An 18594-nucleotide genomic window follows, 5' to 3' on the forward strand; every position below is an offset into this window, starting at 1 on the left:
CCCGCGGGGATGCCCGCTACGCCAGGGCCCCGTCGCCGGCGCCCCGGAGTTGTGACCTTAACCAAAAGGGCTTAGGTTTTTTGCTACGCGGATTAGGATAGGCGCATGGCACGAGCGAACCTGACCACAGCCGTCGTCATCGCGGCAGCGGCGGAGCTGGCGGACCGGGAAGGGTTCGACGCGATCACCCTGTCGGCGCTGGCCCGCCGCTTCGGGGTGCAGACCGCGAGTCTCTACTCGCATGTCCGCGATCGGTCCTCGCTGCTCGACGGCGTGCACGAGCTGGCACTCGGCGAACTCGCCGACCGGGTCGCGATCGCCATCGGCGGGCGCTCAGGACGAGACGCCCTCATCGCCCTCGCCGAGGCGCACCGTGGCTATGCCCGCCAGTTCCCTGGCCGGTGGGCCGCTCTGCAACGCCCGGCCGCGTCATCGACCGTCGGATCGGAAGCGGCCGGCCGCCTTGTCGCGCTGACGCTGGCGATGCTCCGCGGCTACCGGTTGCCCGAGACCGAACTCGTGCACGCCACCCGGCTGCTCGGCGCCACCATCAACGGCTTCCTGGCGCTTGAGGCAAGCGGCAGCCTCGGACACCGCGAACCCGCCACCGAGGTCTCCTGGCGGCGCGCGCTGGATGCGCTCGACACCGTTTTCCGCAACTGGCCCACCGAAGGAAAGCCCTGATGCACGTCCTTTCCGAACTCCTCCACGGCGTCGCCGAGGTCGAGGTCACCCCTCGCGGCCTCCGGCCACACCGGCTACCCGCCTGGGTACGCGAGCAGTTCCCGGACGGACAACTGCTCTCGATGGAGAGCCAGCCCTCCGGCGTACGCATCGTGTTCCAGACGACGGCGCGCGCGATCGACCTGGTGACCCACCCGACCCGGATCGCCTACGCCGGCGCCGAGCGACCACGTGGCCGCATCGACGTCTACGCCGACGGCGACCTCGTCGTCCGCGACGTGCTGGACGGCGGCGACCGGTTCGAGGTCGACCTCGCCAGTGGCCGGACCATCCTGCACGCCGGCGAGCCGCACACGACCACGGTCGCCGATCTGCCCGCCGGCCGCCGCCGGATCGAGGTCTGGCTGCCGCACAACGAGACCATCGAGCTGATCGAGCTGCGGGCCGACGCCCCGATCGAGCCGGACGACGCGACGATGCCGCGGTGGGTGCACTACGGCAGCTCGATCAGTCAAGGCTCGAACGCGCTGGCGCCCAGCGAGATCTGGCCGGCCGTCGCCGCCCGACGGGCCGGCGTCGAGCTGCGCAACCTCGGCCTGGGCGGCAGCGCGCTGGTCGATCCGTTCCTGGCCCGCGTGATCCGCGACGCTCCGGCCGACTACATCAGCGTCAAGCTCGGCATCAACGTCGTCAACCTCGACGCGATGCGGCTACGTGCCTTCGTCCCCGCCGTCCACGGCTTCCTCGACACGATCCGCGACGGCCACCCGGACGTCCCGCTGCTCCTGATCTCGCCCCTGTTCTGCGGTGTCCACGAGGACACTCCCGGCCCGGGCGCGATCGACCCCGCCTCGATCGGCACCGACCAGGTGCGTTTCGTCAGCACCGGAGCGCCTGGGGACGTCGCCCTGGGACGCCTGACGCTCCAGGTCATCCGGCGCGAGCTGCGCTCGCTGACCGACCGCCGCGCGGCCGACCGGAACCTGCACTACCTCGACGGCACCTCGCTGTACGGCCCAGCCGACGCCGTCGACCTTCCGCTGCCCGACGGCCTGCACCCGAGCCGCGAGGCCCACCAGCGCATCGGTACCCGGTTCGCGGCGTACGCCTTCGCCGGCGCCGGCCCCTTCGCCCGTTGACGCCAACCCGACGCCGGCACGTCTCCGGTCGCGGTCCCCCCGGATCACAGCCCGGTGCTCTCGATCCGGCGCGGTCCGCTACAAGCAGCGCACCGCCGCGGGGCGCCGCGACCGCCGGAGTCGGTTGTCGGGTTGGCAGCAGATGAGTGTGCGCGCACCTTCCGGCCACATAGCCTCCAGCCACCTGCCAGACGGCAATCGGGAGGCGCGGTGGCGACCCGGGACCGGCACGACGCCCAGCCGCCCACACCCGCGGTCCTGCCCGGCGTGACGTTGCCGACGCCGGGCGGTGCGGTCCGCGGCCTGGGTGAGAAGTTCGCCGCCAACCCGGTGACCGGCAGCGCCTCGCTCACCGTGCCGCTCGGCGCCACCGCCGGCCGCTCCGGTTTCGGCCCGGAGCTGGCGATCGGCTACGACTCGGCGGCCGGGCAGAGCGTCTTCGGGTACGGCTGGCAGCTCGACCTGCCGGCGATCAGCCGGCAGACCGAGCGAGGCGTGCCCCGCTACCGCGACGACACCGACGTCTTCGTGCTCTCCGGCACGGAGGACCTGGTCGCCGTCCCGGGTTCCGACCTGGTTCGCGACGGGTACCGGATCCGGCGGTTCCGGCCGCGGATCGAGTCCGGCGACGCGCGGATCGAACGGTGGAGCAGCGTCGCAGACCGGACCGACGTGCGGTGGCGGGTGATCACCGGCGACAACGTCACCTCCTGGTACGGCCGCGACGCCGCCAGCCGGATCTTCGACCCCGCCGACCCGGGCCGCGTCTTCAGTTGGCTGCTGTGCGAACGCCATGACGACCGGGGCAACGTGATGGTCTTCGAATACCGGGCCGAGGACTCGTCCGGAGTCGACGCCGGCACGGTCGACGAGCGGCACCGCACCGACACCGCGCGCGGCGCCAACCGGTACCTCAAGCGGGTGCGCTACGGCAACGAGACGCCGTACCACCCGGGTGACAGGACCGGGCCGGCCACCCAGTGGCACTTCGACCTGGTCCTCGACTACGGCGAGGACGGCGACGGGCCGTGGCCGGTCCGCGCGGACCCGTGGTCCAGCTACCGGGCCGGATTCGAGATCCGCACCTACCGGCTGTGCCGGCGCGCCCTGATGTACCACCGGTTCCCGTCCCTCGGCGACTCGCCACAGCTGGTCGCGTCGACCGACTTCACCCACGAGGTCCGCGACGGGTACACGTTCCTGACGGCGGTGACCCGGCGCGGGTACGACGGCACCGAAACCGGCGAACTGCCACCGCTGTCGCTGTCGTACCAGGCGGGTGTGGTGGACCCGGCGGTGCACGAGGTTGCCGGCCTGCCATACGGGTTCGACGAGGCGACCCGGTTCTGGGTCGACCTCGACGGTGAGGGCACCGCCGGCCTGCTCACCCGACAACGCGGCACCTGGTGGTATGCGCGCAACCTCAGCCCGCCGGCCGGCCGGGCACACTTCGCGCCGGCCCACCCGGCCACCACCCAGCCCAGCGAGGTACGCAATGACGTCCCCGGTCTGCTGCTCGACCTCGACGGCTCCGGCGCGCCCGACCTGGTCCGGCTGGCCGGCACCGGCTCGGTCGTGGCGCGACGCGGCGACGACGGCGGCTGGCGGGCGGCTGAGCCACCGACGGCGGCGCCGACCGCGCCCGGGGACCCCGACCGGGTGCACCTGGCCGACCTGACCGGCGACGGGCTGCCCGACCTGGTCGCCGAGAACGAGAGTGGCGCCCGGTGGCACGCGTGTCTCGGGCGGGACGGCTTCGCCGCCGCGATGGCGCTGGTGGACGGCGAAACCGGTGCGCCGCTGCCCCGCTTCACCTCGGGCGACCGCACCGAACTGGTGCAGTTCGCCGACCTGACCGGCGACGGCCTGCCCGACCTGGTGCGCATCGGCAACGGCTCGGTCCGTTACCGACCCAACCTCGGGCACGGCCGGTTCGGCACCTGGGTACGGATGGCCGACGCACCCTGGTTCGACCGGCCCGGCCAGTTCGACCCGCGGCGCCTGCTGCTCGGCGACGTCGACGGGACCGGCCCGGTCGACCTGGTGTACCTCGCCGCCGACGGGGCCCGGCTGCACCGCAACCGCTGCGGCAACGGCTTCGCGCCGCCCCGATTGCTCAACGGCGTGCCCGCCCCCGACAGCGTGACCGGCGCGGCCCTGATCGACCTGCTCGGCGTCGGCACCGCCTGCCTGGTCTGGTCCTCGCCGCTGCCGGCCGGCGGTCGAGGGCCGCTGCGCTATCTGAACCTGATGGGCGGGGTGAAGCCACACCTGCTCACGGGCTACGACAACGGGCTCGGCGCGCAGGTGCGGATCGAGTACCGCCCGTCGACCGCCTTCTACCTGGAGGACGAGGCGCGGGGGCGGCCCTGGGCGACCCGGCTGCCGTTCCCGGTGCAGTGCGCGTACCGGGTCACCACCACGGACCGGGTCCGGGAGACGGTGTTCATCCGCCGCACCTCCTACCACGACGGGTGCTACGACCCGCGGGAACGGGAGTTCCGCGGCTTCGGCCTGGTGGAGACCCGGGACACCGAGAGCTACGACAGTTTCGCCGGGGCGGCCAACGCCACCGACCCGAGCCTGCACCAGCCGCCGGTGCTGACCCGTAGCTGGTACCACACCGGCTCGCTGGCCGGCGAGCGGCTGCTGCACGCCCGCCGCGAGCAGTACTTCGCCAACCCGGAGTGGACCGAGCACGACCTGCCGGAGCCGGTGCCGCCGGCCGGGCTGACCGACGACGAGTACGCCGAGGCGGTGCGGGCGCTCAAGGGGCTGCCGCTGCGCACCGAGGTGTACGCCCTCGACGGGTCGCCGCGGGAGGACTTCCCGTACGCGGCGACGCAGTGGTCGTACGAGATCCGGCGGGTGCAGCCGCGGGTGTTCCGGGTGGCGCCCGCCGAGGCGATCCGGTACGGCTACGACCGGGTGCCCGCCGATCCACGGGTCGAGCACATCCTGGTGCTTGAGCTGGACGACCTGGGAATGGTGCGCCGCTCGGCGAACGTCGTCTACCCGCGCCAGCGGGTCGATCCGGCGCTGCCGGAGCCGGTCCGCGCGGCACAGGCCCACCGGCACGTCACGTACACCGAGCACGACCACACCGACGACGTGTCCACCGCCGACACGCACCGGCTGCGCGCGGTCCACGACAGCCGCACCTACCAGCTCGCCGGCCTCACCGCCCCCACCGGTTTCCTGTCCCGACCCGACCTGCTCGCGGCGGTGGCCGGCGCTCCCCGGGTGCCGTACGAGCAGCTCGACGGCGACACCGTCCGCTTGCGCCTGATCGGCCGGTGGCGGGTCGGCTTCCTGGCCGACGACCTCAGCGGGCCGCTGCCGTTCGGCACCATGCAGTCGTTGGGCCTGGTCCACCGGGTGTACCGGCTCGCGCTCACCGACGGCCTCGTCGCGGCGGGCTACGGCGGCGCCGTGTCCGCCGCCGACCTGACCGCCGCCGGGTACGTCCCGGCCGACGGCGGCTGGTGGCTGCCGTCGGGCACCGACGTCCTCCCGGCCGACGCCGCGGACCACTTCTACCTGCCGAGCGGCCATCGCGACCCGTTCGGCCTGCTCACCGCTGTGGAGCGGGACCACGACCTGCTGCCCCGGCGGTTCACCGACCCGGTCGGTCACGTGACCTCGGTGCGGAACGACTTCCGCGTCCTGGCACCGGACCGGATCACCGACCTCAACGGCAACCACCGCGCCGTGCGCTACGACCCGCTGGGGGTGGTCGTCGCCGCCGCCACCGCCGGCAAGGACGGCGCGGGTGACACCCTCGCCGACCCGACCGCCACCGTCGAGTACGACCTGTTCCGGCAGCCGGCCCGGCTCCTGGTGCGGCACCGCGAGCAGCATGGTGCCGACAACCCACGCTGGCAGGAGAGCCACGTCCACCTCGACGGCTCCGGCACCCCGCTGATGACCAAGACCCAGGCACCGCCCGGCCCGGCCCTCGCCGTCGACCCGGCGACCGGCGAGGCGGGCGAGGTCGACACCGGCGTCGAGCTGCGCTGGATCGGCACCGGTCGCACGATCCTCGACAACCGTGGGGCCCCGGTCAAGCAGTACGAGCCCTACTTCAGCACCACTCCGGACCACGAGGCGGAGGCGAGCCTCGTCGAAACCGGGGTCACCCCGGTCATCCGCTACGACCCGGTCGGCCGGGTGACCCGGGTGGACGCGCCCGACGGCACCTTCACCCGGGTCGAGCACGGCGCCTGGCTCACCCGGGAACACGACGCCAACGACACGGTGCTGGACAGCCTCTGGTACGGCGAACGCGGCTCGCCGTCGACCGCGGAGCCGGAGCCGGCCGACCCGCACCGGCGGGCGGCGTGGCTGGCCGCCGCCCACGCCGGGACGGCGGCGGAGCGTCACCTCGACGGGCTCGGCCGGGTGGTGCTGGCCAGCGCCGACAACGGCCCGGCCGGGCCGGTCCGGTCCCGGTCGGAGGCCGACCTGGCCGGGCACGTCGTGACCGCCTTCGACACCCGGGACCGTCCGATCGCGACGGTGGTCACCGACCTGCTCGGCAACCCGGTACGGACACACGGCGCGGAGTGGGGCACCCGGTGGATGCTCACCGACGTGGCCGGCGTGCCGGTACGGGTGTGGGACGACGCCGGACGGGTCTTCGCGACCGACTTCGACGCCTTCCGCCGGCCCACCACGACAACCTGCACCCACCCCGGCGGACAGGCCGTGGTCGGCCGGGTGGTCTACGGCGACGCGCATCCCGAGGGGGCGCAGCGCAACCTGCTGGGCCTGGCCCACGTCGTGTACGACGCGGCCGGCTCCGTGACGCTGGAGCGCGCCGACTTCCGGGGCCGGCCGCTCGAGCTGACCCGCCGGTTCACCCGCGACATCCACTCGCCGGTGGACTGGAGCGGCGACCTCGACGCGCTGCTGGAGCCGACCGGCCACCCGGCGTCGGCGCGTTACGACGCCGTGGACCGGGTGACCGAGACGACGCTCCCCGACGGGACCGTGCTGAGCCCCGGCTACGACGTCGCCAACCGGCTCGTCAGGCTCACCGCCACCGTGCACGGGACCGTGCACACGTTCCTGGTCGGCGAGCGGTACGACGCCCGGGGGCGGCGGCTGAGCGTGGAACTCGGCAACGGCGCGGTCACCCGGTACGCGTACGACCCCCGCTCGCTGCGGCTCACCGGGGTCACGACCACGGCCCAGGGCGGTGGCCGGCTCCAGGACCTCGCGTTCTTCCACGACCCGGTCGGCAACGTCACCGAGATCGTGGACGACGCGCAGCAGACCCACTTCTTCGCCAACGCGGTGGTGCGCCCGGACACCCGCTTCAGCTACGACCCGCTCTACCGGCTCGTCCGGGCCACCGGGCGGGAGCACGCGGGGCTGGACCAGGCCGACCACCACGACCCGGCGCCGGTGGCGCTGCCGCACCTCAATGACGCGGCGGCGGTGCGCCGCTACACCCAGCACTACAGCTACGACGACCTCGGCAACCTGACCGAGGTGCGGCACGTCGCGGGCGGCGGCGGGTGGACGCGGCGCTACCGCTACGCGTACGACGCTGACCCGGCCGACCGCACCAACCGCCTGCTCGCCACCAGCCTGCCCGGCGACCCCCCGGGCACGTTCAGTGCCGGCTACGGACACGATGCCCGGGGCAACATGGTCACGATGCCGCACCTGGTGTCGCTGACCTGGGACGTCTTCGACCGGCTCACGGACGCGGACCTGGGCGGCGGCGGCACCGTCCGGATGGCGTACGGGGCGGGCGGCGACCGGGTTCGCAAGGTGGTGCACCGGCAGGGTGGGCTGCGCACCGAGCGGCGGTACCTGGGCCCCGTCGAGCGTTACCGCGAGTGGATGAACGGCACGCTCCGGCGGGAACGGTGGACCCTGCACGTCTCCGACGGCCAGGGACGGCTGGCGCAGGTCGACACGACATCGGTGGGCGACGGGCCGCCGTCGGTGGTGCGCTACCGCTACACCAACCACCTCGGCTCGTCGATGCTGGAGACCGACGCGGACGGGGTGCCGATCTCGTACGAGGAGTACCACCCGTTCGGCGCCACCGCGTACCGATCGTCGCGACCGTCGCCGCACCACGGCCTGGCGCGCTACCGCTACACCGACGGGGAGCGCGACGAGGAGACCGGGCTGTACCAGATGGGAGCCCGCTACTACGCCGCCTGGCTGGGCCGGTGGACCAGTCCCGATCCGGCCGGCTTCGCCGACGGGCCGAATCTGTACGCCTACTGCCGCAACAACCCGGTCACGTTGGCCGATCCGACCGGAACCAACGGCCGACGGCGTCGAGGGCCGCACGAGTACCCGGAACTCGACCGGGCGATGGCGGCCGACCCGAGCAGTTTCCGGGACACCGGCGAGGTGGCCGCCACCCACTCCGGCAGCGGCGCCGAACTGCGCTGGCGGGTGCTGCAGCACGACACGTTCGGACGGGTCTGGCAGTACGCGGGGGCGGTGACCGGCCCGTACCAGACGGTCGTGTGGGGCGGCCCACCGCTCATCCGGGAGTCGGACGCGCTCGCCCGCTGGCCCGGCTCCCGGGTCGGCCCGCCGGCACCGCAGCCGCAGGAGGGCGAGCTCACCGGGCCACCGGGCCCCGCCGAGCCGCCCCCCGAGGACGCCGGCGGCCCGAGCGCCGGCACCGGGGACGAGCCGGCGCCGGACGCCGGGTCCGACACCGAACCGGGCGCCGGGCAGGAACCCGGCGAGGCACCGGGCCGCACCACCGGGCAGGGCGCGGTGACCATGTGGGACACCCGCCAACGCAGCCAGTACATGCAGGGCAACCGGGCGGCCTCCGACGCGGCGCAACGGTCGATCGCGCAGAGCGTCGCCCGCGGCGACACCGCCGGTGCGATCCAGACCGCCCAGGAGGTGTCGGAGGGGCGCAACGCGCGGCGGCTCGCCACCCAGAGCCGGCTGAGCCCGGGCGGGCGAGCCCTGTCCCAGGCCATCGAGGGCGAACGCAGCTTCGCCTCGATGCTCAAGACGTACCTGAACCGGCTGCCCGGTGTGGAGGGTGGCGGTCGAGTCCCGTCGTCCGGCGCGGGCGAGACCGCCCGGCGGATCGCCGTCGCGGCCGGCGAGAGCCGGGGCTCGCTGAAGACCCTCACCCGGATCGGGCGGGTGGCCGGGCCGGTCGGGGTGGCGGTCGGCGCCGTCCTCGGCATCCACGCGGTCGCGACCGCCCCTGAGGGGCAGCAGGGCCGGGTCGCCGCGCGGGAGGTCGGCAGCTTCGTCGGCGGCGCGATCGGCGCCTCGGTCGGCATGACCGCCGGAGTGGCGCTGGCCGGCGGCATCTCCGGGTTCCTGATCGGTCTCGGCGTGATCAGCGGCCCGATCGGCTGGCTCGCGATCGGCCTCGGCCTGCTCGGCGCGGCGGCGGTCGGCTGGTGGTGGAGCAAGCGGGGCGGCCAGATCGGCGAAGCGATCTACGACTGGTGGTAGCGGTGACGACGGTGGGAGTGAGGCCGACATGCCGGTGAACGACGGACGGGACGAGGAGACGGTCCGGCTCTCCCCGGTCGGAGCGCGGACGCAGCACGAGTTCACCACGGGCAGCAAGACCCGGGTGGCCCGGATCCACCGGTTGCTCGCCCAGGCCGGGCACCAGGTCGACCCGGGCGAGGTGTCCGCCCGCTCGTTCGGCCCGAGCACGACCGCGGCCCTGCGCGCGGTGACCGGCGACGCCGTCGTCACCGCGGAGACCACCGAACGGCTCAAGGCACGGGCGCTCGCCGCGAAGCTCAGTTCCCGGACCCAGGTCGCCGGGGCGCAGCGCGCGCTGCGGCGGGCGCTGGAGATCGCCAAGGTGAGCGCGCCGATCGACGGCGGCGAGCTGCGCTCGCGCGAGCTGGGCCCGTCGACCCGGGCGGCGATCACCGCCTTCCAACACCGCTACGGGCTACCGGCCACCGGCGAGTTCGACCCGGCGACGTGGGAGCGGATGGCGTCGGTGAACGCCTCCCGGCCCCAGCCGGTCCGGGCGCTGACCGTCAACCCGGACGTGGTGCTCGCACCGGTGCGCAGGACATTGCGGCTCAACATGCGCGGCCCCGAGGTCGGCCGGGCCCAGCAGGCGCTGGCCAAGCTGGGCCTGACCATCGCCGTCGCCGAGCACGGCCAGCAGCGCTTCGGTGGCACGACGCGCGCGGCGGTGCTGGAGTACCAGCGCCGCAAGCGCCTACCGGCCACCGGGCACCTGGACAAGCCCACCCTGCGGGCGCTCAACCTGGAGATCACCGGCGGCGTGGTGGAGCATCCGTACCGGCTGCGGGGCAGGGTCCGCGACGAGCACTGGCGGGGCCTGGGGGCGGTGACCGTACGGGTGCGGGAACGTCCGGTACGGGGCGAGGGAGCCGTGCTGGCGGAGCGGCGGACGCTGGCGAACGGCTTCTTCGACATCCCGTACACGCCGACGTCCCAGCCGGTGCACCTGGAGGTCACCTTCGTGCGCTCCGGGCAGTCGCTGGGCAGCCAAGTGGTGGTCAACCCGACGAGGATCTCGTGGGTCAACCTGACCCTGGGCGACCAGCCCTACCGGGGTACGAGCGACTTCGAGGCGCGGATGCGCGCGGTGGCGGCGGTGCTCGGCGAGGTCTCCGTCGCCGACCTGGTGGAGACCGAGCAGGAGCAGGAGGTCACCCGGGTCGCGGTGGCGGCGCGGCTGACCCAGGACGAGGTGATGAGGCTGCTGCTGGCGCACCGGGTCTCCGCCGAACTGGGCGCGCCGTTCACACCCGCGGCCTGCTACGGCTTCCTCGCCCAGAACCTGCCGCCCACCCTGCCCGACGACCTGTTGACGGCGACCGACGAGTGGAGCGCCATCGACCGGCTCGTCGACGAGACCGCCACCGGGCTCGGCTTCGTCGACCCGGAGGTGGCGACGGCGGCCTTCGACGCGGCGACCGCCGCGAACCTCTTCCCGATCGGCGTGACCCGCCAGCGCGACGCGATCCTCGCCGCGCTCGCCGCCCGCCGTACCGCCCTCACCCTCGACAAGCCGATCCTCACCGGCTCCGGTACGCTGCGCGGCGTGCTGGCGGCCTCGGCCGTCGCGCAGTCCGCCTTCGGCACGGTCGCCGACGCCTTCGTGCGCCACCAGGGACCAGGGCCGGAATTCTGGGCCGAGCTGACCGAGCGCGCCGGCGAGGTCGGCGGCGACGACGCCGTCGCCGACCTGCGCACCACAGTCGAGGTCGCGCAGGTCGCAGCGAACGACGCCGCGCTGGTGCGGCACCTCAAGCAGGTCATCGCCGACCCCGGCGAACCCACCCTCACCGGCGCCCGGGACCTGGCCAAGCTGACCGAGGCGCAGTGGCGGTCCGTGGCCGAGGCGGCCGGCGGCGGGGTGGCGGCCGAACTGGCCGGCCGCGCCGAACAGCTCTTCCCCGCGGTCGCCCTCGTCGCGCACGTCGGCCGGGCGACCGGGCACGGCCTCCAGCACGTGCCGCAGGTCGCGGAGTTCCTCGACGAGCGACCCGACTTCGTGCTGCGCGAGGCCAACGTGGACAGCTACGTGGCGAGGAACGCCCCGGACACCGACCCGGCCGTGGTCGCCGAGCTGCGGGTGATGCAGCGGGTGCACCGGCTCGCCCCGGACGCGACCACCGGCAGCCGCCTGCTCGCCGCGGGGATCCACAGCTCAGCCCAGCTGCTCGCGCTCGGGCAGGACGGGCTGGCCCGCACCTTGGCCGGGGTCGGCGCGCCAACCCGCAGCCACCTGCTCGCCACGGCCCAACTGCAGTACGCGCAGGTGCTCGACCGGATCGCCGAGTTCCGCCGGGACCTGCGCCCGGGCGACCCGTACGTGTTGTCCGAACAGAACCTGACCGCCGAGCAGGTGCAGGAGGTGCTCGGCGAGATCCCGAACCTGGAGGCGCTGTTCGGGCCGCTGGACTACTGCGACTGCGCCGGCTGCCTGTCGGTGTACAGCCCGGCCGCGTACCTGGCCGACCTGCTGCGGTTCCTGGGCAACCGCCCGGCGGTCGCAGCCGGCACGACGGTCCTGGACGTGCTGCTCGACCGGCGGCCCGACCTGGCGGACATCAAGCTCAACTGCGCCAACACCGAGACACCGATGCCCTACGTGGACCTGGTCTGCGAGGTCCTGGAGAACCAGGTGCCGGGCGCGACGCCACCGCCGACGGCGTTGCAGACCACCCGCGGCGCGGCCGAGGTCCGCGCCTTCCCGGAGCACCTGCGCGCGGCCGCGTACGACACGCTGCGCCAAGCCGACCACCTCACCGGCGGCTTCGACCTGTGGCAGGAGGAGGCCCGGCTGCTCCTGGAGCACCTGGGCGTCCCCCGGCACGAACTGATGGCGGCGTTCGCCGGCACCAATCCCACCGAGGTGAGCGTCGCCGGCGAATACTTCGGTCTCTCCTCGCACGCGACGACGCTTGTCGTCACCGCGGCGGCGGACGCCGCCGCGCAGACCGGTATCTGGGGGCTGGACGCGACCAGAACCCAGCTCACCGTCGCCGAGTTCCTCCAGCACAGCCGGCTCTCCTACGACGAGCTGCGGGAGCTGCTGCGGGTGCCGTGGCCGGGACCGGTCACGCTGGACCGCCCGGACGGGACGTGCGACCTCGACCAGCAACGGCTCACCGGCCTCACCCCGGCCGTGTTCGACCGGCTGCACCGGTTCCTGCGGCTGTGGCGGCACACCCCGTGGCGCCTGCACGAGCTGGGGCAGTTGCTCGCCGCGCCGGGTGTCGGCGGCGGCGACCTGAGCGGCGACGCGCTGGTGGCGCTGCACCGGTTCGCCCAGGTGTGCCGGCGGCTGGCACTGCCGTTCGCGTCGGCGCTGAGCCTGTACGACACGATCGGCACCACCGCCGAGCCGGGGCAGGTGTCGCAGTACGACGCGCTGTTCCAGAACAAGCTGCTGACCAACCCGGTGGACGCGGCGTTCACCCGCCCGCTGTCCGGCACCGAGCCGCTCGCCGCGCACCGCGCGACGCTGGCCGCGGCGTACCAGGTCACCGAGGCGGAGCTGGTGCTGCTCCTGGCCCGGACCGGCCTGCTGCTGACGCTGGACAACCTCACCGTCGCGCTGCGCCACGTCACGCTGGCCCGCGGGCTGCGGATCCCGATCGCGGACCTGCTGCTGCTGGTGGACCTCTGCCACGGCACGCTGCCGGACCCGTTCGCCACCCCACAGGCCACCCTGGACCTGATCGACCGCTACGAGGAGATCGCCCGGTCCGGGTTCTCGGTGCCGGAGCTGGACCACCTGCTCCGGCACCGCCCGGAGTCCCCGTTCGAGCCGCGCGAGGAGACCGTCACCCAGCAGGTCGAGGCGCTGCGGGAGAGCCTGCGGAGCACGCCCGCCACGGATGTGGACGGCCAGATCGTGGCGCACGTGGCGGTCACCTTCGGCCTCGCCGACCAGCAGAGCGGGATCCTGCTCGAAGCACTCGGCCTGCTCACCGACCTGTCCGACGCGGGCCTGACCGAACAGGACGCCGACGGGGTCTTCGTCAACCCGGTCACGCCGGCGGTGTTCCCGGCCATCTACCGGGCCTGGCGGCTGCTGCACAAGGCCGCGATCCTGGTGCGCCGGCTGCGCGTCGAGCCGGCGGTGCTCGGTTGGCTGCTGGACCACGCGGTCACCTTCGGCTGGCTGCACCCGGGCGATCTGCCGGTCACCGCTCCACCCGCCGGACCGCTGTTCGACCGGTGGCGCCAACTGGTGCGCTGGCTGCAACTGCGGGCCCGGTATCCCGAGCCGGAGGAGATCACCCTCGCCGGAATCTTCGACGCCGCGCTGGCGGCAGCCCCGGTCGGCGACCTACGCGCCGCCCTGGGCACGCTCGCCCACGTCGACCCGGGCGATCTGAGCGCCCTGGACGGCGGTGACGCGGCCGCGTACGGGGACGTGGTGCGGCTGAGCCGGATCCTCGAGGTGCTGGGGCTGGCCCACCGGCTCGGCGTCGACGTGGTGACGGCGCGCACGTGGGCGCGGCGCGACGGCCCGGCGGCGGCGCAGCGGGCCGCCACCCGGGAGATCGGTCAGATCGTGAAGGCGAAGTACGACCACGACGTGTGGCTGGCGCGGATCACCCCGATCCAGGACGCGCTGCGCGAGCGCAAGCGCGCGGCCCTGGTGGCGTACCTGCTGGAGCGGTCCGCCCGCAGCACGCCGCCGACCATCACCGTCGACGGTCGCCAGTACGCCAACCCCGAGTTCTGGGGCGACCCGAACGACATGCTGCGCTGGTTCCTGCTCGACGTGGAGATGTCGGCCTGCCAGCTCACCTCGCGGATCAAGCAGGCCATCGGCTCGGTGCAGATGTTCGTGCAGCGCTGCCAGCTCAACCTGGAACGTCCGCTCGTGGTGATCTCCGCCGACGAGGCCGCCGACACGACCTCGCTGGACAGCTGGCGGCAGTGGACGTGGATGAAGAACTACCGGGTCTGGGAAGCCAACCGCAAGGTCTTCCTGTACCCGGAGAACTGGATCGAGCCGGAGCTGCGCGACGACAAGACCCCGTTCTTCACCGACCTGGAGGACGACATCCTCCAGGGTGAGATCACCGACGCGAGCTGCGAGACGGCGTTCCACCGCTACCTACGCAAGGTGCACGAGGTGTCCCGGCTCACCGTGGTCGGCACGTACCACGAGATCGACACCGGCACCAACGTGCTGCACGTGGTGGCGCGTACCCCGGCCGACCCGGCCCGGTACTTCTACCGCACCTTCGACCTGGCCTACGGGCGCTGGTCGGCCTGGGAGAAGATCGAGCTGGACATCGTCGGCGACCACGTGGTGCCGGTGGTCTACAACCGGCGCCTGCACCTGTTCTGGCTCGTCTTCGCCGAGAAGACGCAGAAGGTCCGCAAGCAACCGCCGGCCCGCGCCACCGAGACCCCGACCGACACCCCGGAGCCACCGAAGCTGCTGGAGATCCAGCTCGCCTGGAGCGTCCGTACGCCCGACGGCTTCGCCGCCCGGCGTACCTCGCCGTTCCTGCTGGTGCATCCCTGGCAGCGACCCACGTCGGCCTACCACCTGAAGCCGCGCTACAAGTCCCGGGAGAACCACCTCTGGCTGGACGTCTACCTCTCCACCACGCAGGAGTTCAACAACACCCGCTTCTACGACCCGTACGCCGACCAGTACGCGTACGTGACGAGGAACCGCTTCGACGAGCGGCTGCGGCCGTGGCACTCCTCCTCGTTCGTCTTCGACGGCGAGGTGGTCGCGCTGAAGCTCAAGCCGCTGCGCGGGCAGTACCGGGTGCTGCTGCCGGGTGGCACCATGTCGACGAATCCGGTCACCACGGACTCCTACGCGTACGTGCACGACTCGCTGGAGAGCCGCAGCCTGGCACCGCTGAGCGGGCCGTACGAGATCGCACCCCGGCTGGTACTGCCCGAGGGCATGCACTTCGAGTTCACCCGGCTGACCAACAACCGCCGGCACGCGGCCAACGGCAGCGCGGTCCGGGTGGTCTCCGGCGGCACCACCGTCACGCTGGCGCGGGGCGGCAGGGCGCCGTTCGAGGTGGCCCAGTCCCCGCACCACATCCAGTACGACGTGCAGACGAACCTGTCGCCGCTGCTCTACCAGGACCGGAGCCGGTCGTTCTTCATCCTGCCCCGATGGCGTCCGCTGCTGGTCTCCTGGTGGGGTTCCGGTGCCGGGGTCACGTGGTTCAACGTGCTGGGCTTCACCTGGTACCCGTTCCACCACCCGTACACCGCGCTGTTCCTGCGGGAACTGAGCCGGTCAGGGTTGGACGGCCTGCTGAACCGGCGGATCCAGCGCTTCCCGCACCACTACCCGCCGGGCAACACGTTCAACTTCGCCAGCTACCAGCCGGCGGGCTGGAACGCGCCGGACAGCACCGCCGCGACCGACGCCGTCGACTTCTCCGCGTACGGCGCGTACGCCCAGTACAACTGGGAGATCTTCTGCCACGCACCGCTGCTGATCGCCGGCAAGCTGGTGGCGAACCAGCGGTTCGAGGAGGCGATGCGGTGGTACCACCGCGTGTTCGACCCGACGAACACCGAGGCGCTCTCCGCGCCGCAGCGCTACTGGATCACCAAACCGTTCTTCGACCAGAACAGCGAGGACTACCGCCGGCAGCGCATCGAGGCCCTGCTGAACAACCTCAGCGGCAACCTCGACCAGGTACGGGAGTGGAAGAACAACCCGTTCAACCCGCACCTGATCGCCCGGCGGCGGCCGGTGGCCTTCCAGCGCGCGGTCGTGATGAAGTACCTCGACATGCTCATCGCCTGGGGCGACCAGCTGTTCCGGCGGGACACCCTGGAGTCGATCAACGAGGCGACGCTGCTCTACGTGCTCGCCGCCGAACTGCTCGGACCCCGCCCGGTGAAGGTGCCGCCGGTCGAGCACGCCGAACTCTCCTACCGCGAGCTGGTCGCCGAGGGCCCGCTCGACCCGCTCGGCAACACCACGGTCGACGTGGTCGTCGAGAACTTCGTGCCGACCCCCGGGCCGGTCGACGACCTCGCCGCGCCGGACGTCCCGACACCGCCGCTGCCACATCTGGACACGCTCTACTTCGGCATCCCGGCCAACACCCGGCTGCTGTCGTACTGGGACACGGTCGCCGACCGCCTGCACAAGGTACGCAACTGCATGAACATCGAGGGCGTCGTGCGGCAGTTGCCGCTGTTCGAACCGCCGATCGACCCCGCCCTGCTGGTCAAGGCCGCAGCCGCCGGCATCGACCTGTCGAGCGTGCTCGGTGTCGGTGCACTGCCCCCCGGCCAGTACCGCTTCCGCACCCTGACGGAGCGGGCCGCGACGCTCTGCGCCGAGGTGCGTGCCCTGGGCGAGCGGCTGCTGTCCGCGCTGGAACGCCGGGACGCCGAAGGGCTCGCCCTGCTGCACGCCGGCAACGAACTGTCGTTGCGGCACGCCGTCCGGGCGGTACGCGAGGAGCAGGTCGACGAGGCGCTCAAGACCCGGGCCGCGCTGGAGAAGGGCCTGGCTGTCCTGGACAAACGCATCCAGTACTACGGCGACATCCCGCGGATGAACGCCTGGGAGATCGCCGGGACGGTCAGCCACGGCCTCGGCATCGTCTCGGAGATCGTCGCCACGGTGCTCAACGCGGTCGCCGGTGGCACGGCCTTCATCCCGTACGTCACCGCCGGCGCGGCGGGCTTCGGCGGCTCACCGCTGTTCACCGTCTCGTACGGGGAACAGCCGTCGAAGGCCTCGTTCAACTTCGCCGCCATGTTCGCCGGGCTCTCCGGAATCCTGCACCACGGCGGCGAGATGCTGACCGCGCAGGGCGGCTACACGCGCCAGGACGAGGCCAACCGGTTCAACAAGCAACTGGCGGAGCTGGAGCGACAGCAGCTGGAGGTGCAGATCGAGGTGGCCGGGATCCGGCACGGTATCGCCGGGCTGGAGCTGGCCAACCACGAGCTGTCGATCGCGCACGCCGACGCGGCGCACGCGTACCTCAAGGACAAGTACACGAACGCCCAGCTCTACGACTGGCTGCTCGGGCGGCTGTCCACCACGTACTTCCAGGCGTACCAGCTCGCCTTCGACCTGGCCCGCCGGGCGGAGCAGGCGTTTCGGCTGGAGCTGGCCGAGCCGGACGCGACGTTCGTTCAGTTCGGCTACTGGGACAGCCTCAAGAAGGGGTTGCTCGCGGCGGACCGGCTCGGCAACGACCTGCGCCGCATGGAGGTGGCCTACCTGGACCGGCACGCCCGCGAGTTCGAGATCATCAAGCACGTGTCGCTCGCCGAGGTGGCCCCGCTGTCGCTGCTCGCGCTCAAGCTCACCGGGAGCGCGACGGTGGCGCTGCCAGAGTGGTTGTTCGACCTGGACTACCCGGGACACTACCGCCGGCGGATCCGGTCGGTGGCGCTGAGCGTCCCGTGCGTCGTCGGGCCGTACACCAGCGTCAACTGCACGCTGTCGCTGACCAACAACGGGGTGCGGCTGACCGACAGCGTTGCCGGAGGGTACGGCGACCCGCTCGCCGGGCCGGACGAGCGGTTCGTCCGTAACCCGGTGCCGGTGGCGGCGATCGCGACGTCGCACGGCGCCAACGACCGTGGCATGTTCGAGTTGAGTTTCGCCGACGAGCGGTACCTGCCGTTCGAACTCGCCGGGGCGGTCAGCGAATGGCGCATCGACCTGCCGAGGCAGAACAACCGCTTCGACTTCGGCACGATCAGCGATGTCGTGCTTCACCTGGACTACACGGCGGTCGCCGGCAGCACCGCGCTGGCCGACGCGGCCCGGGCGAACCTGGACGCGACGTTGCCGACCGCCGGCACCCAGCTGTTCGTCCTCGACGAGCAGTTCGCCAGTGCCTGGCACCGGATGCTGCACCCGGAGGAGGGCACCGAGCAGACGTTGAGTTTCACCCTCACCCCCGACCACCTGCCGTTCTGGGCGAAGGCGCGGATAGCCGGCGGCGGCACGGCGACGGTCACCGGGGTCGATGTCATCATCGACGCGTCCGCGGCGTTCGACGGGCGGGTGGCGGCACCCGGGGGCTCGTTCACCGACGTTCCCGGCCCGCTCGACGGCGCCTTCGGCGGCGTTCCACACCTCGCCCTGACCCCCGCCCCGGGCACCGCCGTGCTCGGCGAGTGGCGGTTGCGGCTGCGTCGGGCGGGCGTCACCGGCTGGGACGAGCTGGTCGAGAGCGACGTTCGCCGGGCCTACCTGGTGGTCCGCTTCACGGTGGCCTGACGGCTAGCCGACACGACCATTGCCGTCCGGGCCACCGGGTGGGACATT

Annotated in this window: 4 protein-coding genes; all 4 read left to right on the forward strand. The window is 72.8% G+C overall.

Going from position 1 to position 18594, the window contains the following annotated elements:
- Positions 1–105: 105 nt before the first annotated feature.
- Positions 106–684 carry a TetR-like C-terminal domain-containing protein gene (locus EV376_RS24545; RefSeq protein ID WP_130326970.1) on the forward strand — a complete coding sequence of 193 codons (579 nt, stop codon included), beginning with the start codon at positions 106–108 and terminating at the stop codon, positions 682–684.
- Positions 684–1823: a GDSL-type esterase/lipase family protein gene (locus tag EV376_RS24550; protein ID WP_130326972.1), complete on the forward strand. Its 1140-nt coding sequence runs from the start codon at positions 684–686 to the stop codon at positions 1821–1823. Before EV376_RS24545 ends, EV376_RS24550 begins: the two co-directional genes overlap by 1 nt.
- A 210-nt stretch (positions 1824–2033) precedes the next feature.
- Positions 2034–9287: a SpvB/TcaC N-terminal domain-containing protein gene (locus EV376_RS30335; protein ID WP_165438100.1), complete on the forward strand. Its 7254-nt coding sequence runs from the start codon at positions 2034–2036 to the stop codon at positions 9285–9287.
- A 28-nt stretch (positions 9288–9315) separates the two neighbouring features.
- The gene (locus EV376_RS24575) at positions 9316–18546 is read left to right on the forward strand and encodes a Tc toxin subunit A-related protein (protein ID WP_130326974.1); all 9231 of its coding nucleotides are present in this window, start codon (positions 9316–9318) and stop codon (positions 18544–18546) included.
- Positions 18547–18594: the final 48 nt, after the last annotated feature.

This window comes from Micromonospora sp. CNZ295 (assembly GCF_004217535.1).